Origin of the sequence: Nocardia sp. NPDC057663 (assembly GCF_042799895.1) — a bacterium.
Lineage (GTDB): Bacteria > Actinomycetota > Actinomycetes > Mycobacteriales > Mycobacteriaceae > Nocardia.
In genome coordinates, this window is the sequence record NZ_JBHVHX010000009.1 from 24,212 (window position 1) to 45,109 (window position 20,898).

Below are 20,898 nucleotides of genomic sequence, written 5' to 3' on the forward strand. Positions count from 1 at the left end.
TTCGAACATCAGATGGTGTTCTTCTGCACGACGTGATCTCCCCATCGGTGGCGCGGATCGCCCGGATCGGGCGACGGTGCAACCTCATCACCGCCGTGTTGCTGCGCAATGGCCGTTCTGTTCCTGTGGCGTTGCCAGCAGCGCGCGGCGAGAAACGGCCCGGATTTGGTTGTGAGGGAATAGGATTCAACCGAGAGACGCCGCGTCGACCTGATGGTGACGGACGAAGGGCGAGCCTACGTTCGTGGCGTCTCCAGTCAGTTGGTTGTCTCGTCGGCGGCAATCGGAAGGCCGGGACAGACTGCTACGTAGTCGATGTCCGGGGAAACCTTTGCGTCCCACTGGCTTCGGCTCATGTTTTCGGGGATCTTGGCACACAGTTCGTCCTTCCACGCCGCAGGGGCGGGCCACAGACGCACGGTACCCTCGCCCCCATCGGAGACGATGTGGCGACCGTCGGGGCTGAATGCCAGGCTGTCTACGGTGCCGCGGTGCCCCGCCATGGGCTGGCCGATCGCCATACCGGTAGTCGCGTCCCACAGACGCACGGTGGTGTCGATGGTGTACGACGAACCCGAGCCGGACACGATGTAGCGACCGTCGGGGCTGAACGCTAAGCCCCACACTGCGTCCTGATGTCCGGAGATGGGCTCGCCGATCGGCTGGCCGGTGTCCGCGTCCCACAGCCGGATGGTTTTGTCGTGACTACCGGAGACGATCCACTTGCCGTCGGGGCTGAATACCATGCGATGCACGATGTCCCAGGATCCGGTCGGTACGGAATGGCTGATCTGTCGAGTCGTGATGCCGTCCCACAAGCGCACGTCAGCACCGCCGGTGGCGATCCGCTTGCCGTCCGGGCTGATTGTGATGGCTTGAGCCGGACCGGTCGTCATCGGTTGGCCGATCTGTTCGCTGGTGGTCGTGGCCCATAGCCGCATGTCATGGCCGTCGTGGGTGATGATTCTCTGCCCATCGGGGCTGAACGACACAGTTTTCACCATCTCTTGATGGCCGGTGAGGGGCTGGCCGATCGGCTGGCCGGTGGTCGCGTCCCACAGCAGCGTTGTGCCATCGTCGCCCCCGGTGGCGATCCGCAGCCCGTTCGGGCTGAAGGCTACGGTCCGCACCGGGCCCTTGTGCCCGGTGATGGGCTCGCCGATCGGTTGGCCGGTGCCAGCACGCCATCGACGCATGCCGCTTTCCTCGCCGGTGACGATCTGCTGCCCGTCCGGACTCAACGCGACCGCATTCACGGCTTCCCGAGACGCGATGAGGTGCTGCCCGATCGGTTGGCCGGTGTTCGTATCCCACACCTGCATCGTGCTGCCGGACCGGGTGACGATGTACCGGCCATCCGCGCTGAACGCAGCGACATCCGCTCGCTCAGAGGGGTTGACCAGGGGTCGGCCGATCGATCTGTCGGGGTCCGCGTGCCACACCCGTACGGTGCCGTCATAGCCGCCGGAGACGATGCGTCGCCCGTCCGGGCTGAACGCCACGCTCCAGACCTCGTCGTCATAGTCGGTCGTTTTGCCAGGACCGGTCATCGGCTGGCCGATCGGTTGGTGGGTGTCCAAGTCCCACACTCGTACGGTGCCTTCAGTGCGTCCGCTGCCGACGACGATGCGGTGTCCGTCGGGGCTGAACGCGACGCATTCCACCGGACCCTCGAAGCCGGTGATCGGCTCGCCGATCTGTTCGCCGGTGTTCGCATTCCACACATGCACGATGTCATTGGAAGCGGAAGCGATCCACTGTCCGTCCGGGCTGACCGCCACATTCAGCCAACCGCCGGTGAGCGGAGGGCCGATCGGTTGGCCGGTGGCCGCGTCCCACTGCCGCACGGTGGGGTCCCCACCAACGGAAACGACTCGCTGTCCGTCTGGGCTGAATGTCAGCTCGTACACCGGACCCTCGTGCCCGATCAGAGGTTGAGCTGTTGATCGGCCGGTGGCTGCGTCCCACAGGCGCACAGTACCGTCGTCGCCGCTGGAGGCGACGCGTTGCAAGTCGGGACTGAACGCCACATCGTGGACATCGCCCTCATGTCCGATCACCGTGTGGCTGACCGGCTTTCCTGTGTTCGCGTTCCATACCTGCGCAGTGTGACCGTCGCTTGCGGCGATCCGCTGACCGTCCGCGCTGAACGCCGCGTTGCGCACCGGACCGGTGGCCTCGATGACTGTGAATACGTCGCGCCGCGCGATCAGGGCGTCGAGTAGGGCGCCCTCATCCGGTTTCGACGCGATCTCGTGCGCGGCCAGAACCTGCTGTAGCGCGCGCACGTCGCCGCCGGGCCGGGTGCCAGCGAGCATCGACTGGGCCTCGACGACCAGTCGTCGAGCTACCGACTCGTTTCGTTGGTGGACAGCCTCTTGCCGTTGAACGAGCGCGAGGACCGCCGCGGCGACCGCGAAGGTCGTCAGCAGGATCAGGCCTGCGAAGGCGGCACGCCGCAACCTCCGGAAGCGGCGCTGCTCGCGCACATCCTCACTGGCCAGTTCGTACTTGGGTTTGCCGTGGATCGGGGCAGCGAGGTCGGTGACCTTCTCTCGGAACATCGGTGCGGCGGGATCCCACGGCGCATCGTCGCTGACATCGACGTAGAACGGCTCCGTGGCGAGGACACCCGGCTCTGTCAGCACGGGCAGCGCCACATCGGATCGGTCCGGATCGAATCGCCCGGCAGCCTCGTCCCAGACCAGATGTCCACCAGCGACGACGAACAGCAGCCGGTCCGGGCCACGCTTCCGCAGCCAGTCGGCGACCTCCTTGTTCACCCAGCCGGAGGTCACCGCGTCGGGGGACAGCACCACGACCAGGTATCGGGCCCGGTCCATCGCATCGGTGACCCTGGCCCACAGGTCCGGGCTGGCAGTCAGGTCGGTGGCGTCGCGGAACACCCGCAGTGCGTGCAAGCGGCCCACCCGCCTGCCGATCCGGTGCATGGCCTTCTGGATGCCCGCCGCGACCGGTCGATCACGGTGGGTATAGGAGATGAAGGCGTCGTAGTCGAACGACTGCCTGTGTTCCCGAGACGGCGACTTCGGAGCTTCCGCAGCGCGAGCACACATGGTCTTCTCCCGGTTCGTGAGGTGGCATCGAACCGCATGAGCGGTATGATCCCAGCCTTCAGCACGAGAGTGCGTAGATCGTGAGTAGTGCACTACCCGGCTTTCGCAAAAATGCATCCTCACGAGTGCGAACTGCAACTCGGACTCGGTGTTGTTCTGATGATGGATGTGGCACTTTCGAGGGATGGTCGGGGCGCCGCGGAGTTCGTCGATTCCGGAAATTCGGTGCGCGCCGGTGCGAGGATCAGGCGATGACACGGTGGTCTTTTCTCCATTTCGAGGACTGGGCGCTGTATCTCGACGAGCACCCCGACATCACCACGCGGGTGTGCGCGCACCTCGGTACCGACGAGCCGGTGCAGGTGGTCACACCCAGCTCCGGGGTCGACTTCAACGTCAACACGATCATCGACTGGATCAGCGAGCGCGTACATCACCCTCGATGCCACGCCCGCCCGGATCGTGATCCTGCCCGAACGCAGACAACTAGCTAGCGCACCATAGTTCGGGATAGCGCTGAAGTCTGAAGACCCGTACGTTCTCCCCTACCGCAGGACTTGGCCGCTGTATAGGTGGCGCCGATCCCACCGGGAATCACTGCGGCAGGCCAAGGACGCCGCTCGCCGATGCCACCCGATTACCGTAGCGACGGGTCGACGGAACTGATGAATGGCCCAGTCTCCGAGATCGTGACTGCGGGTATCCCCCGGAGTTCGCAGCGGGGACTGAGGCCTCCGGGGGAACCTCCCCACCCTCGAGGCCGGTCGGCCTCAGCGCTGGGATCGCTGACAGCCTCGAGGTATTCGGGTGGTTTCGGTGGCGGGGGTGTTGTCGGAATGAGACGGGAGGAGTCAGTGGGCGCTGCGGTCTCGGGGCTTGTCTGCGTCCAACAGTTCGCGCACGCAGGCCAGGACGGTCGTACCGGAGGGACGGAACGGGGTGGTGGCGGCCACGACCCAGGTTCGGGCAACCTGGTGGCCTGGCCCCGGCGACGGCAACGCGATGTCGCCGTCGCGGACCACGACCACGCGGGCACGCCACAGTTGAGCCACCACTGCGGGGTCGCCGATCGGGTGCATGTCGGCCCGGATGAGGTAGGACCATGTTCCGGCGCGGGGGTGGCCGATGATCGGGCACGGTCCTACGTTGCGTCGGTGCAATTCGACCTTGACCCGCTGGGCGAGGTCGGCGGGCATCATGACCGCGCCAGTTGATCCGGCCGACATCATGATCCGCCCCGTTGCCGGGTCGACGAAGGTCGGCAGGCCACAGATCCTGCGGTAGAACAGGCTTCGCGACTGCGGCGAGTCCTGCGTGGCGGCTACCGTGTGCGCGTGCGTCACGACCTCACTCCTGCGATGAGGTGTGGCCGGGGATCGAGGATACCGAGGTCGCTGACCTGTTGTTCGATGCTGAACACGGTCATGACAACTCCTGACTGAGTTCGACGAATCGGTACAAGAGGCTTGCTCGGGTCGGGTCGTCCGGCCGGCACGCGGGGTCCGCACCAGCCGGTACAGGCGGTTGGGCACCGAATGTTGTGGTGGTACAACGGACGGAGGCCACACCGCGGGGCATTGGTTCGTCGAACCTGCCGTGGTGGTCACCGGTGCCGGGAGGTGATTCATCCCGGCACCGGGACGGATGTGTGGCCCATTCGCGGACGGCAGCGGCAACACGGGACAACTCCTTCGCCGAGGCACCGATGTATCCGGATGGGACGGGGCCGAAACCCGCGAGGTGGCGACCGGGGTCGCGCTGCGGCAGCAGGTCTGAGTGGATCAGTCCGAGGCTCTCGAGGTTCGCGAGCGCCGAAGCAAGCTCGCATACGGCCTTGGATCCGGCTGATTTGTCGGAACTTCTCATCTGCGTTGGCCTCCTGGTGACGCACGTTCCAGCGGTGGGGGCACCGATCGACGGAGTGCGACGGATTCCCCCGTGACGGGCTCTGATTCACATCGTCGCCGTCCACCGGCCCCGCTAAGAACCGCACAGCGGTGGGGTACCGTGGGCGTATCGTGTGCATTTCCCAGGTCAGAGGTGCTGAGAAGCAGGAAGCGGCGATGATACGAGGGCGGGGCTGGACCGGATTCGAAGCGGCTGCGCTTCAAGAGGCGATGCGCCTGTCGATACGGGATTTCGCCGGATTGCTGGGTGTCGAGACAACCACTGTTACCAATTGGCGCGCGGGCCTCAGCAGCGTGAGACCCAGGTCCGCGGCACAGTCGATCTTGGATACGGCCTACCTGCACAAGGCAACCCCGGAAGACAGGGCCCGATTCGATCAGATCGTGGCTGAAGGAGAAGCCGCTTGGAGAAACCGGCATCTCCTGGCACCGCGTCCGACTCCGGAACCACCGCTGGACTCACACGCCGGCCGCACCGATGGTCGGATTCTGTCCGGGATCGGGAACGACGCGGACCGATTGCCGGAGCTCGATTCCGGGCCGGCCACATCGCTGATGCGCTCGCGAGCGTCGTCGAAAAGGTCCATTGCCGGTTTCGCGGCTGTCACGGACCTGTTGGCCGGCCAGCGTCAAAGCATCGCTCCCGATGCGCTGATCGGACCGATCGAAGCTCATCGAGATGCAGTAGCGGCCCTGTTCCGTGCAGCATCGGATGAGCGCAGCAAGCAACATGCGGGAGCACTCCTAGGCGAAACATCCGTCGTGGCGAGCCGGGTTTGGAGCGCGATCGGTGACAGGTCGATGGCACTCACCCACTGTGCATTCGCCCGAAAGCTTGCAGATCAGTTGCAGGACAAGACGATGGGTGGAATCGCGCGCATATTCGAAAGCAACTTGCGATCCGATGCCGCAACGTTGATCAGTTCGGATGGCGATGTCGTAATCGGGCTCCGCATACTCAAGGAAGCTGCCGACGTCGCCAGCTTCCTGCCACCCGCCGCGCGAGCGCGCATCGGAGCTGAGCAAGCGCAAGCCTACGCGGTGCTGGAACTGCGGGAGGAATGCGAGGAAGCGCTGGTTCGTGCGCAGCGCGCTGCCGAGGAGATCGATGACAATGCTCGCTCGGGATTGTTCAGCGACTGGAACACTTCCCGCATTCAGGTCTATGTCGGCACGTGCCAACTCCTTCTCGGCCAGCCCAAGCGCGCGATCGCGACACTCACACAGGCACTGAAGGCCTCGGACAGTGACAGTCCCAACGTCGCCCTCGCCGCGCGAGTCGATCTCGCCAGCGCCTACGCGCTGTCCGGCGAGTTGGAAGAGGGATGTCGAATCCTCGGTGACACCTACGATGCGCTGGCAGCTATGGGGAATCATCGCGGAATCGAACGCGCACAACGAGCCATCGAAAGGATGGCTCCCTGGCAGCATGAACGTCCCGTCCTCGCGATGCGGGAACGGGTCGGCAGCATCGAGGGCTATTGATCGGCTCTAGACCTCATGGTTGTGTGGATCGCCTTCAATACAGTGTCCGGGTCGAGTCGATCGACAATCGCATCGGGTGAATGCTCCGCCAGCTCTTCGGATGTCAGTCGGTGTGCTACAGCGATTACCCCGAAGTCCGCATGGCGAGCGGTTGCGATGTCGTTCGGTGCATCGCCGATGATGACGGTTCGTGCCGGGTCGAGCGGGTACCCGAATCTCGCTTCGTATCGGTCTGCCACGAACGCGGGCAGATCGAACCTGTCTCGCGCGTCCGAGCCGAAAGCGCCGATCTCCAGGTCGAGCTGTGCATCGAGACCTGTGACAGCAAGTTTGAACGCAGCCGAAACCTTCAGATTGCCGGTGAGCGCGGTCTGAACGTACCCGTGTTCCGCCATCGCCGCGATAGTACGAGCGGCACCTGGGTAGGCGGCTTGGTCGCGGGCAAGCTCTGCCTCACCGCGTGACATGACGTCCATCAGCACGTCCGGGTAGCGGTTGAGTCCTTCTTCTGCTGCCTCTTCGGTGACGCCGGAGGCGATGGCGGTGTCAATCACGATGGATTCGTCGGTGTAGCCGTGTACGCGCGAGGTGGGGAAGACGACGGCGGACTCGTCGAGCTGGTATGTCCCGGCCACCGCCCTCCGTAACCAGCGCAAGTCCGCGGGGATCAGTGTGCCGTCGACATCCCAGACAACGAGGCCTGCATGCGTCTCACCCATGCTGTCGGATTCTTGCAGACGGTGTTGCCGTCCGCACTGCGCGTGCCGACGTCGACAGCCTTCTCGAAGGACATGGCATCGAGGCCCACCGCGCAGTCATCGGAGGTCGGTCGAGAGACTGCGGCCGTCGCCGAGTACCCCCTTCACCCAATTCGATCCCCATTTGCGAGTGATCCTTCGCGGCGCCCTTCCGGGACATTCAAAACCCTTTGGAGACAACGTGACTCAACTCAAGTTCGCATTCGCCGGCCGCGTGTCGACCGAAGACCACCAAGATCCCGAGGCCTCGCGCAACTGGCAACTCGCACGTGCCAGAACCCTGATCGAACGCGAAGGTGAGATCGTCACCGAATTCTTCGATATCGGCCAGTCACGGTCGATCCCCTGGAAACGACGCCCCGAAGCGAGCCGATTGCTCGCCCAGCTCGCCGACCCCGACCGCGGATTCGACGCCGTCGTCATCGGCGAACCCCAACGCGCCTTCTACGGCAATCAGTTCGGACTCACCTTCCCGGTCTTCGTCCACTACGGCGTCCAGCTGTGGGTTCCCGAAGTCGGCGGACCGGTCGACCCCGACTCCGAAGCTCACGACCTCATCATGTCGGTGTTCGGCGGGATGTCCAAAGGCGAACGCAATCGCATCAAGATCCGCGTCCGCGCATCGATGGCAGCCCAAGCCCAGGTCGAAGGCCGCTACCTCGGAGGCCGTCCGCCCTACGGCTACCGGCTCGCCGACGCCGGACCGCACCCGCACCCCGGCAAAGCCGCCGACGGAAAACGACTCCGCCGCCTCGAACCCGACCCCGTCGCGGCACCGGTCGTGCAGCGCATTTTCGACGGATATCTCTCCGGCGTAGGCATCTTCGCCCTCGCCCAGCAACTCACCGCCGACGGAATCGCCTGCCCGTCCGCGCACGATCGCGCGCGGAACAGCCACCGGGAAGGACTCGCTTGGTCGAAGAGCGCCATCCGGACGATCCTCACCAATCCTCGGTACACCGGATACGCCGTCTGGAACAGGCAACGCAAGCAGGAATCACTGATCGACGTTGAGGACGTCGCCCTCGGACACCAGACGCGCCTGACGTGGAACCCCAAATCCGAGTGGGTGTTCTCCGATCAACCCGCCCATGAACCGCTCATCGACCGCTCCGACTTCGACCGAGTTCAACTTCGTTTGGCATCTCGCGGACCCGGATCCAGCGGCCGCGCAGTCCGCAAGCGCAAACACCCCTACGCCTATTCGGGCCTGATCACCCACGAAGGATGCGGCCGACTTATGCAAGGAACCTGGAACCACGACAGAGCCCACTATCGCTGCCGCTATCCGTCCGAGTACGCCATCACAAACCAGATCGACCATCCACCCTCGGTCTACTTGCGCGAAGATCATCTCGCCGAACCGATCGACCAATGGTTATCCGAGGCCTTCAGGCCGGACCAGATCGAGGAGGCGATCACCGCGCCCGCGGCGACGCGCACCGATTGGTCGGCTGAACTCGTTGCCGCCGAGGAGTCGATCGGCGAACTCGATCGACAACTGGCACGCTACCGCGAAGCCCTCGACGCTGGTGCGGATCCGTCGACGGTCGCCGGCTGGACTCAGCAGACGCGGAAGGAGCGCGATCTGGCCGTGAGTCACCTGCAAGATCTGGAGGAACGAGCGGAAGGGCTGGACTCCCCGCCGACTCGCGACGAGATAGATGAAATCGTCGAGGCGGCCGGAGAAATTCTAGCGGCTCTGCGTGGAGCCGGCCCGGAAGAGAAGAACCGGCTATACCGGCAGCTCGGCCTCACAGTGATCTACAGAGATCGGACCCGGGAGATCGCCGCCGAAGCCACCATCGCTCGCGCGCGTACTGTTCGGGTCCGGACCACTCGTCGCCTCCCGGTGGCCGACCGACCGGTGATTTCGTGCCGCGAACCCCCGGCACCGGACCGAGCTATTAGAAGAAAACGGGTGGTGATCGCTATTGCGATCACCACCCGTGGACCTACTGTTTGTGTCCGGAGGGGGACTTGAACCCCCACGCCCTAATACGGGCACTAGCACCTCAAGCTAGCGCGTCTGCCATTCCGCCACCCGGACTTGCTGGTGTGCCAAAAGATTATCCGACGCGGTGACGGAAACCAAATCGCCTAGGTGACCTGCTGTTTTGTCGGAGGGATCGCGAGGGGTCGATGCGGGTCGCATGTCCACGGAGGGGCCGTTTCAGTCTGCTCGATAGGTGACTTGGGACCCGAGGAGCCGGCGAGTGGCCTCGGGATCGGCGATTGGTCGTCAAATTTGGTCGCGAGAGCGGGCGGAGCTGAATGTGATCTTGGTCGCGAATGCCAGGTCGGCGAGCTCGGTTGTCCCGCAAGGCTTCTCCTGAAACGCGCGGTAGGTTGCCGGTGCGACGGTGTTCGCGCCTCGCTGCGGACAGCCGAGAGTTCGGCGGGCGAGGCACAGAGGCGGGCTACACGCGGGTGCCAGGGCTTCTCGGTCGTGCCCGCCGCGGGCGTGCCGCCCCGGCTACACCGCTCCGTACGCCCCCCCCCGCTAGGCAGCGCGGGCGGGCTCCTCGATCTTGGCCGGCTCCTTCGTCGTGCTTACCGCCGGCCGCCGGCCGGTGAGGAGGAAGAGGGCGACGAGGGCTACGGCGAGCCAGACGTAGGTGTCACCGACGAGGTGTTGCCACCACGACCAGGAGGTCTCGCGGTGCTCGCCGTCGGGGAGGAAGCTGTGCGGCGCGATCACGAATACCGCGGCCACCACGACCGCCGTGGCGTACCAGCCGCGGGCGCTGCTCGCGGGGAGGGTGCGGGCGTGGCAGACGATGGCGAGCAGGGCGGGGGCGATCCAGACCCAGTGGTGTGACCACGAGATGGGCGACAGCAGGAGGGTGAAGACCGCGTTGAGGGCCAGGGCGATCGCGGGGGCGTCGGAGGCCTTGCGCATGGCGGCGACGACGAGGATCAGCAGCAGGGCGCCGAAGACGAGCCAGAGGGCGTCGAACGGGAGTCCGGTGACGTGCAGACGGGCCAGGACGGCCTGGATGGACTGGTTGGTGTGGAAGGCCGAGCCGCTCAGGCCCGAGACGTTGCCGAGGCCGCCGAACCAGTAGCGAGTGGATTCGCCAGGGAGCAACGCGAACGAGGCGATCGTGGCGATCGCGCCGGTGGCGGCGGCGGTGGCGGCGGCCTTGTAGTCCTTGCGGACCAGGAAGAACAGGACGAACGCGGCGGGGGTCAGTTTGATCGCGGCGGCGAGGCCGATGAGCATGCCGCGCGGGTAGCGGGTCTTGAGGAGCAGGCAGTCGGTCGCGACGAGCACCATCAGCAGCAGGTTGACCTGGCCGAAGTCGATGGTCGATCGCACCGGTTCCAGCAGCATCGCCGCGGGCAGCGCGCACGCGGTCACCAGCAGCGCGGCCTGGCGGCTGTCGCGGTGGTAGCGCCGGGCGACAAGGAACAGCGTCCAGCCGAGCGCGGCGATGGAGGCCACTACATAGAGGACTTTCGCCGCACCCCAGGACAGCAGCGCGAACGGCGCGAGCGCGAGCGCGGCGAACGGCGGATAGATGAACGGCAGGCCGATCCCGGCGGAGGTCTTGGGCAGCTGGCCGTACATGTCGGCGCCGTCGCGCATGGCCTCGATGCCGAGGCGATACACCTGCAGGTCGATGAAACCGCCGGAATACTGCTCGAACGGCCAGAGCGGGATGCGCACGCACGCGATCGATACAACGGTGAGCAACACCGGCACCAGCCACCATGCTCGATTGATCGGGCGTGGGGAATGCTGCTGCACAGGGTGGGTGGTGTCACTACTCATCCGCGGCGACTATACCGACTCGCATGCTTCGCCGCGCCATCGCCCGGCGGCGGCGTCGATGGCGTGCGCAATAGCCGGCCGGATGCCCGATCGGGCGTGGTCGCGGCGTTGCCGGGGCCGAGGGTGAGGTCTGCGGGATGCCGGTCAGTCGCCGCGGTTGTAGCGGATGAGATAGGACGCCATCGCCTCGACATCGGCGTCGGTCCAGTCGGCGAATCGGGCGGTGAACGCCTCCCGGCGGCGGCGTTCGGCCTCCTTGGCGACCATGCGACCCGCTTCGGTGGCGTGCAGGATGTGGTTGCGCCGGTTGCCGGGATCGACCTCGCGATGGAGGTAGCCGAGCTTCTCCAGGGCGCCGACCTGTCTGCTGACCGTCGATTTGTCGAGCAGGAACTGTTCGGCCAGGTCGGTGGCCTGACACCCGCCGCGCTCCAGGATCAGGTCGAGGATGCTGTACGCGACCAGGCTCAGCTCGGGGTGCAGTTCGGCGGCGCGGCCGCGGGCGCGCCGGGCGAAGGCGGTGAGTTCCCGCTGGATGGCGTCGACGGCGTCGGCTCTTGTGTCTCGCGCGATCATAGTTGTATGCTACAACAATTATAGTTGCATTTACCAACCGTTTGGAGATCCTCGTCGATGACTCGCTCCCAGCTCCGGCACGTCGCCGGACATCTGCTGACTCCGTTGCTGATGTGTCTCGGCATGGCCTTCGCGTATCTCGGCGCGTTCCACCAGCCGACGCCGAATCATCTCGAACTGGCTGTCGTCGGCGACTCCCCGCAGTCGATGGTGCTGGCGCAGACGATGAAGGACAGGGCTGGTGCCGGCGTCGACATCAGTACGGTGCCCACCCGCGAGGCGGCGATCGACGCGCTGGACAACCGCGATCTCGTTGCCGCGTACGTGCCTGACGCGCAGCGTCCCGAGCTACTGGTCGCCACGGCGGGGTCCGACACCAGCGCCATGGCCGCGGAGGTGGTCTTCCGGCAGGTGTCCGATCATCAGGGTGTGCCGCTGGTCGTCACCGATGTGACCACGAAGGCGGGTGGTGATCCGACCGGCCAGGGGCTGTTCTTCCTGTTGGTCGCGTTGAGCGTCGGCGCCTACGGCAGTGTCGCGGTGATCGGCGCCGCGGGCGCGACACTGCGGATGCGGGTGCGCGCGGCGGTCGGCGTGGTCACCGCGCTGGTGGTGAGCCTCATCGGTGTCCTCGTCGCCGGACCGGTGTTCGACGTCATCGACCACGACTACGCCGCCGTGTTCGGTATCGCCTGGCTCTACAGTGCGGGCATCATCCTGATCGGCATCGGGTTGCACACCTTCCTCGCGCGCTGGACCACACTCGCGCTCATCACGCTGTTCGTGATGCTGAACTTCACCACCTCGGGCGGTGTCTACGGACCGCAGTTGCAGAACGGGTTCTTCGGTGCGCTGCACTCCTTCTGGAACGGCGCCGACTTCGTCGAGGGGCTGCGCAGTCTGCTGTACTTCGACTCCGCTGCCGGTTTCGGCGTGCGCCTGCTGGGTCTGTTCGCCTGGCTCGCCGTCGGTGTGGTGCTGGTCGTGGTCGCCGGCCGGTACGAAGCCCGCAACGTGCCCTCGCCGGTCGCGCCAGCCGCGGTCGAGGAGGAGATCGGCGAATCGGTCGCTGTGTGAGCTGCCGTCCTATTTGTCCGGCCGCGCCCCGGCGAATCCCGTTGCCGACCACCCGGATACGATGTCCGGGGCTCGGTCAGCGGGTTCGCCGGGGCGTTGCGTCGAAACAGTCGCGGTATCGCGTAGACGCGAGTACGGTGTAGCGCGCAACCGCGGCCAGCGCCAGGCGCCGCATGGGGGGTCGAATCGCGGAAAGGGTGAGCTGCACCGATGAATGATCCCGGCGCGCAACCTTCTGGCGACCCGGTCCCGCTCGAGCAGCGCTATACCAGCGCCGACCCGATCGACTGGTGTGGCGCCGCCGTCTATCCGATGTACGCCGAGGCACTACCCGAGGGCACCACCGTGGTGCGATTGCGGGCGGTGTCGGTGCTGCCGCCCGCCGAGGTGTCCGGGCTCGGTCTCGGGCTCACCGTGCAGGAGGCACATGTCCATCTGAACGGGAAATCGTTGCGGGGCGTCGATATCTGGTACGACGCGCTCGCAGACGGGGTCGACATCCCGGTGACCGCGGACGGCCCCGAGGCGCTGTTCACCCTTACCCCGGTCTGGGTGGCCGGGTCCGGGACACAGCAGTCCTGGACCGGCAACTACGGAATGATCGTCGACCTGCTGCCCGACCGTACGGCGACGCTGTGGTGCAGTACCGGGCCGGGCACACCGGATTTCAACGAGCTCGTCGTGGAACTGACCACGGTTCCGGCGCCGGATACCGCGCCGTTCGTGCCGCCACCCGTGTCTTCCGCGACGCCGTCGATCCAGGCCGCCACGCCACACACCCCTTTCGCGCCGGTCACGATGCCGCCCACACCGGCGATCACGGCCGCCATGCTCGCCAGTCCCCCGGATTCGGCCGCCACGCTTGCCAGTCCCCCGGATTCGGCCGCCACGCCACCGGCGGCCCCGGCACCAGTGGCCGTGCCGCCCGCTGCTCCGCTTCAGACCCCGGTGCCGCCTGCTCCCCCGGCACCGGCCGCCATGCAGCCGGTTCCGCCGGCACCCGGCGCACCGCCCCCGATCTCGGCACCGGACATCACGCAGGGCCGTCCCTCGGCGCCGGCAGTCATGCCACCTGAGCCCAGCGCACCGACCGGCCTGCCGTCCGATCTCCAGGCACCCGCCCCGCTCGATCTCCGGGCAGCGAGCCACGCACCGCTTGCTCACCCGCCCCCGGTCATCCCGCCCGATCCTCCTGTCGAGACCACCCCCGGCACCACACCGCCGACCCTGCGCGCGCCGCAGACGTCCGGCGGGCAGGGATTCGGGCGTGCGCTCTACGACCTGGGGACCGCGATGAACGAACGCGGTGAACACGATTCGGCGCGCACCTTGCTGACCCAGGCCGCCGAGGCAGGACATAGCGGCGCCGCCTACGACCTCGGCGTGCTGCTGTTGCGTGCGGGTGACCGCGCGGGCGCCGAACATTGGTGGAAGGCCGCAGCCCACGATGATCCGCGGGCTGCGGCCTCCCTCACCGAACTTGCGCGCTAGCGCGCCTGATCCGCCAGCGCCGCCACCGGCTGCGGCTCGCGCACCGGGGCGACCTCGCGGGCCGCGATGTGCGCAGGCCTGCGCCGGGGTGCCGCGTACGGCTCGACCAGCGCGTTCTCGACGCTGTTGAACACCAGGAAGATGTTCGACCGCGGGAACGGCGTGATGTTGTTCGAGGAACCGTGCATCAGGTTCGAGTCGAACAGCAGCGCCGAACCGGCCCGGCCGGTGAACTGGGTGATGCCGAAGCGAGCGGCCAGGAACGTGATGTCGTCGTTGGTCGGCACCCCGAACCGCTGCTCCTGCAACGACTCCCGGTAGTGCGCCTCGGGCGTCTCACCCAGGCACGGCACGAAGGTGTGGTGCGAGCCGGGCATCAGCATCAGACTGCCGTTGAACGGGAAGTTGTCGGTCAGCGCGATCGACAGACTCACCGCCCGTGGCGCCGGCATTCCGTCCTCGGCGTGCCAGGTCTCGAAATCCGAGTGCCAGGCGAATCCGCTCCCGCCGAAACCGGGCATGTAGTTCACCCGGCTCTGGTGCAGGTACACCGCGGAACCGAGGATCTGCTCGGCGAGGCCGACGATCCGCGATTCGGTCAGCAGCTCCGCGATCGGCTTGCTGAGCTGGTGCACCTGGAACACCGAACGCACCTGCCCGGCAACCGGTTCCACCACGACCCGCTCGTCGCCGTAGAGCACGGGATCGGCGGCGAGATGACCGATCTCCGCACCGAACGCCGCCACCTCGTCGGGGCTGAGCAGGTCGGGGATCATCGCGTAGCCGTTGGTGTCGAACCCGGACAGCTCGGGCGAGGTGATCCGGCCCCACACGGTGGGGTCGGTGCGCTCGAGATGCGGCGCAGGCTCGGTCAGCCGGGTCGGGTAGCGGTCGGACCGATCAGACACTTGCTGCCTCCTCCTCGACGACGAGCGGATACACCCCGTTCTCATCGTGTATTTCGCGGCCGGTGACCGGCGGATTGAACACACACAGCATCCGCAACCGGGTGCGCGCGTTCACCTGATGACGTTCGTGGCCGTCGAGCAGGTACATCGACCCGGGGCCGAGCTGGTGGACGGTCTGATTGTCGAGATCCAGCAGACTGCCCTCGCCCTCGATCAGCCAGACCGCTTCGACGTGGTTCTGGTAGTGGAACTCGTGGATGGTGCCCGCTTCGATCGTGGTCTCGTGGAAGGAGAACCCGACGCGGTCGCCGGCGAGCACGATGCGCTTGCTGCGCCAGCCGGGGCCTGCCACATCACGTTCGGTGCCGGTGATCTCGGCAGTGGTGCGCACGATCATGCGGCACCGCCACAGACGGCATCGATCGACGCGGACAGCACGGACAGGCCGCGGTCGAGCTCGTCGCTGCCGAGTGTCAACGGCGGCAACAGCTTCACCACCTCGTCCATCGACCCGGAGGTTTCCACCAGCAGGCCCTGTTCGAACGCGGTGCGGCACACCTTGCCCGCCTGTGACGGGTCGTCGAAGACGATGCCGTGCACCATGCCGCGGCCGCGAGTGGTGACGCCCTCGTAGCGATCGGCGACCGCGGACAGCGTCCGGCCGACGTATTCGCCGTTGGCGGCGGTGTGCTGAGCGAGGCGGTCGTCGGACCAGTACTCGCGCAGGGCGGCCGTCGCGGTCACGAAGGCGGGGTTGTTGCCGCGGAAGGTGCCGTTGTGCTCGCCCGGCGCCCACTGGTCGTGCTCGGGCTTGAGCAGCACCAGCGCCATCGGCAGGCCGTAGCCGCCGATCGACTTGGACAGCGTGACGATGTCGGGGGTGATGCCGGCGATCTCGAAGGAGAAGAACGGGCCGGTGCGGCCGCAGCCCATTTGCACGTCGTCGACGATGAGCAGAATGTCGCGCGCGGCACACAGTCCGGCCAGGTGCCGCAGCCATTCGGCGCGGGCCAGGTTGACGCCGCCCTCGCCCTGCACGGTCTCCACGATGACCGCGGCGGGCCGGTCGAAGCCGGAGGAGCTGTCGTCGAGGACGCGCTGCATCCAGCCGAAGTCCTCGATGGTGTTGTCGAAGTAGCCGTCGAACGGCATCGGGGTGGCGTGCTCGAGCGGCACACCCGCACCCGCCCGCTTGGCGGCGTTGCCGGTGACCGACAGCGCGCCCAGGGTCATGCCGTGGAAGGCGTTGGTGAAACTCAGCACCGTCTTGCGGCCGGTGACCTTGCGGGCCAGCTTGAGCGCGGCTTCGACGGCATTGGCGCCGGTGGGGCCGGGGAACTGCACCTTGTAGTCGAGGCCACGCGGCGAGAGGATCGTGTCGCGAATGGTCTCCAGCAGTTCACGTTTGGCGACGGTCGACATGTCCAGGCCGTGGGTGATGCCGTTGCTCGCCACGTAGTCGAGCAGTGCCCGCTTGAGGACCGGGTTGTTGTGACCGTAGTTCAGCGCGCCCGCGCCGGCGAAGAAGTCGAGGTACTCGCGTCCCTCCTCGTCGCGTAGCCAGGCACCCTCGGCAGTGGTGAAGACGGCAGGCCAGTCGCGGCAGTATCCACGCACATTCGATTCCATCGCCTCGAAAATGCTGGTGTCGGTGGTCGTGATCATCGTCGTTCCTCCTGGCGCTGAGCGGGTGCGATGACATACAGCAGCTCGGCCTCGTGTGAATCGGGGAAATCGTGCGTTTCGAACAAAGAGACGGTGCGCAAACCCGCGCCGCGCTCTCGGGCCACCGCGGCGAACAGCGCCTGGGAGGCGGTGTTGCCGGGTGAGATCGTGGTTTCCAGCGTGGTGATGCCCGCGGGCGCCACGGAATCCAGCAGCGCGTGCAGGATCGTGGCGGCCAGGCCGCGGCCGCGGAACTCGGCGTCGACGGCGATCTGCCAGACGAACACGGTGTCCGGCGCTTCCGGGCGGACATAGCCGATGACGAATCCCACGGCGCGGCCGTCGCATTCGGCGACGATCGACGTGGCGGCGAAATCGCGACACCACAGCAGGTAGGCGTAGCTGGAATTGACGTCGAGCACCTGCGAGTCGCGGGCGATCCGCCACAGCTGGGCTCCGTCACCCAGACGTGGTGGACGCAGTGTCGGTTCCGCACCGAGAACCGCAGGGGCGGTGACGGATTCGCTGAACATGGTGGACGAAGGCATACATCCACAGTGTCGAACCGACTTTGCGGTCTGTGTGTCGAGCTCTTTGCAGTTGTATGACGAGTCTTTTACTGCGTGGGCAGATCGAGCCGATAGCCGAGACCACGCACGGTGACCACGATGCGCGGGTCGGACGGGTCGCGCTCGATCTTGGTGCGCAGCCGGCGCACGTGCACGTCGACGATCCGCTCGTCACCGAAAAAGCCCTGGTCCCATACTCTTTCGAGCAGCACGGCGCGACTGAGCACCCGGCCGGGGGTCTCGGCGAGTTCACACAGCAACCGGAACTCGGTGACCGTGAGGTGGATCTCCTCGGCGCCGCGGCGCACCGCGCCCGCGTCGGCGGCCAAGATCAGGGGAGCGTCCGGATCCGCGTCGAGCACCGCTTCCGGGGTGGTGTCGCGATCGGCGGTGATCCGGGCCCGACGGCGCAACGCGCGCATCCGTGCGGTGATCTCCTTGATCTCGAACGGCTTGCTGACGAAGTCGTCGGCGCCCGCTTCGAGGGCGGCGACGACATCGTGGGTGTCGTACCGGGTGCTGATCACGATGATCGGCACGTCGTGGTCGCGGCGGATCTCTCTGATGCAGTCGAAGCCGTCGGTCTCGCCCCGCATCAGGTCCACGATCATCAGATCGGGTGGGCCGTCGATCCGCAGCCGATCCAGGGCGTCCTCGGGGACACCCGCTTCGGCGACGGCATACCCTTCGTCTTCCATCGCTCGCCGCAGATCGCCGCGCATCTGGACGTCGTCGTCCACGATCATCAGGTTCGCACTCATGCCCGCACCTCGCTGTAGCTCGGCTCGGGTATGACCGCGGTGGCTGTGTTGTTCCACCGCTCGTTGCGCTCGCTCATGTGCACATCCTTTGTTGACACGCCGGGGCGTGCGCCGGATCACCTGGGGTTCGCGTCCCCAGACCGACACGACATCCCGTCTTCGAGCTTGTTACCGATCCGTTATGTACCCAGGCGCAGGGCCGCGTAAACCCGCCGTAACACTTCGCCCGGTCAGCGCCCGATCCGAAGCGCGGGCCGGGGGCCGGTGGCGGTGGCATAGTCGAGTGGTGGCACCCACCTATGACGACATCGAAGCGGCCGCCGCGCGAATCGACGGACTGGTCCGTCCGGTCACCGTCGCACCGGCCGGTCCCGGCACCGATCCGCTGTGGTTCGCGCTGGAATTCCTGCAGTTCACGGGCACGTTCAAGGCGCGCGGCGCGCAGAATTTCATCCGCGCGCACGCGGCGGCGGGCACCCTGCCCGCGGCCGGTGTGACGATCGCCTCAGGTGGCAACGCGGGGCTGGCGTGCGCATGGGCCGCGCGCGAGGCCGGGGTGCCTGCGACGGTGTTCCTGCCCGACACCGCTCCCCCGGTGAAGATCCGTCGATTGCGTGACTACGGCGCCGAGGTACGACTGATCGGACCGGAGTACAAGCAGGCGCTGGCGGCATGCCAGGAGTTCGCCGCCACCAGTGGCGCGCTCTCCTCGCACGCCTTCGACCATCCGCTGATCGCCGCGGGCGCGGGCACACTGATGCGCGAGATCCACGCGCGGGTGCCCGATCTCGACACGGTGCTGGTCGCGGTCGGCGGTGGCGGCCTGTTCACCGGAACGGCGATCGCGGCGCAGCACGCGGGAATTCGCACGGTGGCGGTCGAGCCCGAGAACTGCCGCTCGCTCCATGCGGCACTCGAGGCGGGCAAACCCGTGGACGTCACGGTCGACTCGATCGCGGCCGATTCCCTCGGCGCGCCGCATGTCTCGGCGATGGCGCTGGCCGCCGCACAGCACGAGAGCGTGCGCTCGGTGCTGGTCGATGACGACACGATCCGCCGCGCCCGCCGACAGCTCTGGGACGAGCACCGCATCGCGGTCGAATACGGTGCGGCCACCGCGATGGCGGCCCTGCTCGACACCGGCTCGGGCGCGGCGTATCGGCCCGAACCCGGCGAGCGGGTCTGCGTCATCCTGTGCGGAGCCAATACCGACCCGTCCGACCTGGTCCGGTAGGCCGCTCAGCGCGGTCTCGGCCCGTCAGCGGACCATTTCGTTCTTGGTGGCGTAGTTGGTCATCGCCGAGTTGAGGCCGCGCATGGCCAGGGTGTAGCCGAAGGGGAAATAGCGCTGGCCCCAGTGGGCGAGGTGGATGTCGCGGGAGGTGTAGACCCAGTAGCGGTTGCCCTCGACGCCCTTGACGACAGCGGCGGCGGCCTGCTCGGGGGTGACGGCGTGGCGCAGGAACAGGCCCATCGCCTTCTGCAGGGCGGCGCTGTCGCGGTCGACGCCGGCGATGTCGAGGCTGTCGACCATCGGGGTCGCCATCGCGCCGGGGCAGACCAGGCTGACGCCGATCTTGTGGCGGCGCAGGTCGAAGCGCAGGACCTCCGAGACGCCACGCAGGCCGAATTTGGTGGCGCTGTAGGGGGCGTGCCACGGGAGACCGAACAGGCCCGCCGCGGAGGACACGTTCACCAGATGGCCGCCGCGCTTGGCCGCGATCATCGGCGGGACGAACTCCTCGATGACGTGGATCGGGCCCATCAGGTTGATGTCGATGGTGCGGCGCCACTGCTGGTGGGTGAGCTTGTCGACGGTGCCCCAGGTGGCGATGCCGGCGACGTTCATGACGATGTCGACGTGGCGCACCGCTTCGAAGGTGTGCGCGGCCAGGCCGACGACGGCGGAATGGTCGCTGACGTCGGCGGCGTGGGCGAGATGCACCGTCGCGCCGGTGGCGCGCAGTTCGGCGGCAGTCTCGTCGAGCGCGTCCGCGGTGATGTCGGTGAGCACGAGGGCTGCGCCCTTGGCGGCAGCCGCGAACGCGGTGGCGCGACCGAGGCCGCTGGCGGCGCCCGTGATCAGGCAGGTCTTCCCGTCGAACTTCGTCATGGTCCCGACCCTACGGTTTCGTGAACAGATTCGTCTATGGCCCGGTGCCGATCGCGATGGTGGTCCAGCCGCCGACATGGATCCGGCTGCCGTCGCGCAGCGCGACCGCGACCTGGGGTGCGATCGACGCGTCGGCGCCGTCCAGGCTGGTCCCGTTGGTGGAACCGAGGTCGGTGATGGTGAGCCCGCCGCCCGGATCCACCTGGATCATCGCATGCGCGCGCGACACCCCGATGTCGACCGGCGCGATCCCGAGGTCGATCTCGGGCACGATGCCCTGCGACGCCGACCGCTTCCCGATCAGGAACTGGTTGCCGTGCAACATGATCCGGCGCTCCGGATAGAAGTCGGGGAAACCGACCCGCTCGGCATCGGGACCCTTGCGCGCCTGGACCCGGACGTAGAAGTCGCGGTCGGCGAAGACGCGCGCGACCCAGACCGGTGCCGCGCCGTCGGTCGACGGGACTTCGTCCGGGCCGGGGGTTCGGAGAACGGTCGGGTCCACCCTGCGGTGCTCGACGGGCGCAGGACCGGATCGCGCTGCCGACGGGGCCGCGGGCAGGGCCGAGTCGTGGCCGCAGACCTCGCAGAACCGTCCGCTGGTCGGTGTGGCACAGGACGGGCACAGCCGCAGTCCGGCCGGATCCGGCACGGGGGCACCGTCCAGGGCCGACCCGCACACATCGCAGTAGTCGATCGACTGCGACAGATGTCCGTCCGCGCAGACCGGCAT

Annotated in this window: 18 protein-coding genes and 1 tRNA gene; 6 read left to right on the plus strand and 13 right to left on the minus strand. The window is 67.0% G+C overall.

The window, feature by feature from the left end; translation table 11 throughout:
- Nucleotides 1-257 precede the first annotated feature (257 nt).
- Complete coding sequence (locus ACFVAV_RS20260) at nucleotides 258-3,335, minus strand: toll/interleukin-1 receptor domain-containing protein (protein ID WP_379036519.1); 3,078 nt, start codon at nucleotides 3,333-3,335, stop codon at nucleotides 258-260.
- Between ACFVAV_RS20260 and ACFVAV_RS20265 the strand changes: the two genes are divergently transcribed.
- The gene (locus ACFVAV_RS20265) at nucleotides 3,329-3,571 is read left to right on the plus strand and encodes a hypothetical protein (RefSeq protein WP_379036520.1); all 243 of its coding nucleotides are present in this window, start codon (nucleotides 3,329-3,331) and stop codon (nucleotides 3,569-3,571) included. The two genes, ACFVAV_RS20260 and ACFVAV_RS20265, sit on opposite strands and share 7 nt — an antisense overlap.
- Before the next feature lie 357 nt (nucleotides 3,572-3,928).
- Here ACFVAV_RS20265 and ACFVAV_RS20270 read toward each other — a convergent pair whose 3' ends face one another.
- Nucleotides 3,929-4,420 (minus strand): DNA-directed RNA polymerase subunit beta, encoded by a 492-nt coding sequence (locus ACFVAV_RS20270; RefSeq protein WP_379036521.1) that lies wholly within the window; start codon nucleotides 4,418-4,420, stop codon nucleotides 3,929-3,931.
- Between the two features lie 675 nt (nucleotides 4,421-5,095).
- On the opposite strand from ACFVAV_RS20270, the gene ACFVAV_RS20275 reads away from it, so the two are divergent.
- A complete protein-coding gene (locus tag ACFVAV_RS20275; protein ID WP_379036523.1) occupies nucleotides 5,096-6,469 on the plus strand; it encodes a hypothetical protein in 1,374 nt (457 codons plus the stop codon).
- Here ACFVAV_RS20275 and ACFVAV_RS20280 read toward each other — a convergent pair.
- Complete coding sequence (locus ACFVAV_RS20280) at nucleotides 6,463-7,188, minus strand: HAD family hydrolase (RefSeq protein WP_379036524.1); 726 nt, start codon at nucleotides 7,186-7,188, stop codon at nucleotides 6,463-6,465. The two genes, ACFVAV_RS20275 and ACFVAV_RS20280, sit on opposite strands and share 7 nt — an antisense overlap.
- A 253-nt stretch (nucleotides 7,189-7,441) precedes the next feature.
- Here ACFVAV_RS20280 and ACFVAV_RS20285 point away from each other — a divergent pair, with 253 nt between their 5' ends.
- Nucleotides 7,442-9,211, plus strand: coding sequence for a recombinase family protein (locus tag ACFVAV_RS20285; RefSeq protein ID WP_379036736.1), 1,770 nt, complete (start codon nucleotides 7,442-7,444; stop codon nucleotides 9,209-9,211).
- On the opposite strand, the gene ACFVAV_RS20290 is transcribed toward ACFVAV_RS20285, so the two are convergent.
- The 3 genes from ACFVAV_RS20290 to ACFVAV_RS20300 form a co-directional block, all read right to left on the minus strand.
- Nucleotides 9,193-9,277: transfer RNA gene (locus ACFVAV_RS20290), tRNA-Leu, on the minus strand. The two genes, ACFVAV_RS20285 and ACFVAV_RS20290, sit on opposite strands and share 19 nt — an antisense overlap.
- 453 nt (nucleotides 9,278-9,730) lie before the next feature.
- Nucleotides 9,731-11,005: a glycosyltransferase 87 family protein gene (locus ACFVAV_RS20295; RefSeq protein ID WP_379036525.1), complete on the minus strand. Its 1,275-nt coding sequence runs from the start codon at nucleotides 11,003-11,005 to the stop codon at nucleotides 9,731-9,733.
- Between the two features lie 144 nt (nucleotides 11,006-11,149).
- A complete protein-coding gene (locus tag ACFVAV_RS20300) occupies nucleotides 11,150-11,581 on the minus strand; it encodes a MarR family winged helix-turn-helix transcriptional regulator (protein WP_379036527.1) in 432 nt (143 codons plus the stop codon).
- A gap of 57 nt (nucleotides 11,582-11,638) precedes the next feature.
- Between ACFVAV_RS20300 and ACFVAV_RS20305 the strand changes: the two genes are divergently transcribed.
- Nucleotides 11,639-12,658 carry a hypothetical protein gene (locus ACFVAV_RS20305; RefSeq protein WP_379036528.1) on the plus strand — a complete coding sequence of 340 codons (1,020 nt, stop codon included), beginning with the start codon at nucleotides 11,639-11,641 and terminating at the stop codon, nucleotides 12,656-12,658.
- 210 nt (nucleotides 12,659-12,868) lie between these two features.
- Nucleotides 12,869-14,149, plus strand: coding sequence for a hypothetical protein (locus ACFVAV_RS20310; RefSeq protein ID WP_379036529.1), 1,281 nt, complete (start codon nucleotides 12,869-12,871; stop codon nucleotides 14,147-14,149).
- Here ACFVAV_RS20310 and thpD read toward each other — a convergent pair.
- The 5 genes from thpD to ACFVAV_RS20335 form a co-directional block, all read right to left on the minus strand.
- A complete protein-coding gene (gene thpD, locus ACFVAV_RS20315) occupies nucleotides 14,146-15,057 on the minus strand; it encodes an ectoine hydroxylase (protein WP_379036530.1) in 912 nt (303 codons plus the stop codon). The genes ACFVAV_RS20310 and thpD overlap by 4 nt on opposite strands.
- On the minus strand, nucleotides 15,050-15,454 hold the full coding sequence (locus ACFVAV_RS20320; protein WP_379036531.1) for an ectoine synthase: 405 nt from the start codon (nucleotides 15,452-15,454) through the stop codon (nucleotides 15,050-15,052). The genes thpD and ACFVAV_RS20320 overlap by 8 nt, the downstream gene beginning before the upstream one ends.
- On the minus strand, nucleotides 15,451-16,722 hold the full coding sequence (ectB, locus tag ACFVAV_RS20325; protein WP_379036532.1) for a diaminobutyrate--2-oxoglutarate transaminase: 1,272 nt from the start codon (nucleotides 16,720-16,722) through the stop codon (nucleotides 15,451-15,453). Before ectB ends, ACFVAV_RS20320 begins: the two co-directional genes overlap by 4 nt.
- Nucleotides 16,719-17,270 carry a diaminobutyrate acetyltransferase gene (gene ectA, locus ACFVAV_RS20330; protein ID WP_379036533.1) on the minus strand — a complete coding sequence of 184 codons (552 nt, stop codon included), beginning with the start codon at nucleotides 17,268-17,270 and terminating at the stop codon, nucleotides 16,719-16,721. The genes ectB and ectA overlap by 4 nt, the downstream gene beginning before the upstream one ends.
- 68 nt (nucleotides 17,271-17,338) lie before the next feature.
- The gene (locus ACFVAV_RS20335; protein ID WP_379036534.1) at nucleotides 17,339-18,052 is read right to left on the minus strand and encodes a response regulator transcription factor; all 714 of its coding nucleotides are present in this window, start codon (nucleotides 18,050-18,052) and stop codon (nucleotides 17,339-17,341) included.
- 286 nt (nucleotides 18,053-18,338) lie between these two features.
- On the opposite strand from ACFVAV_RS20335, the gene ACFVAV_RS20340 reads away from it, so the two are divergent.
- Nucleotides 18,339-19,286: a threonine/serine dehydratase gene (locus ACFVAV_RS20340; RefSeq protein WP_379036535.1), complete on the plus strand. Its 948-nt coding sequence runs from the start codon at nucleotides 18,339-18,341 to the stop codon at nucleotides 19,284-19,286.
- A 24-nt stretch (nucleotides 19,287-19,310) separates the two neighbouring features.
- Here the strand turns inward: ACFVAV_RS20340 and ACFVAV_RS20345 are convergent, their stop codons facing one another.
- Both ACFVAV_RS20345 and ACFVAV_RS20350 read right to left on the minus strand, forming a co-directional pair.
- Nucleotides 19,311-20,165, minus strand: coding sequence for an SDR family oxidoreductase (locus ACFVAV_RS20345; protein WP_379036536.1), 855 nt, complete (start codon nucleotides 20,163-20,165; stop codon nucleotides 19,311-19,313).
- Between the two features lie 34 nt (nucleotides 20,166-20,199).
- Complete coding sequence (locus tag ACFVAV_RS20350; protein WP_379036537.1) at nucleotides 20,200-20,898, minus strand: FHA domain-containing protein; 699 nt, start codon at nucleotides 20,896-20,898, stop codon at nucleotides 20,200-20,202.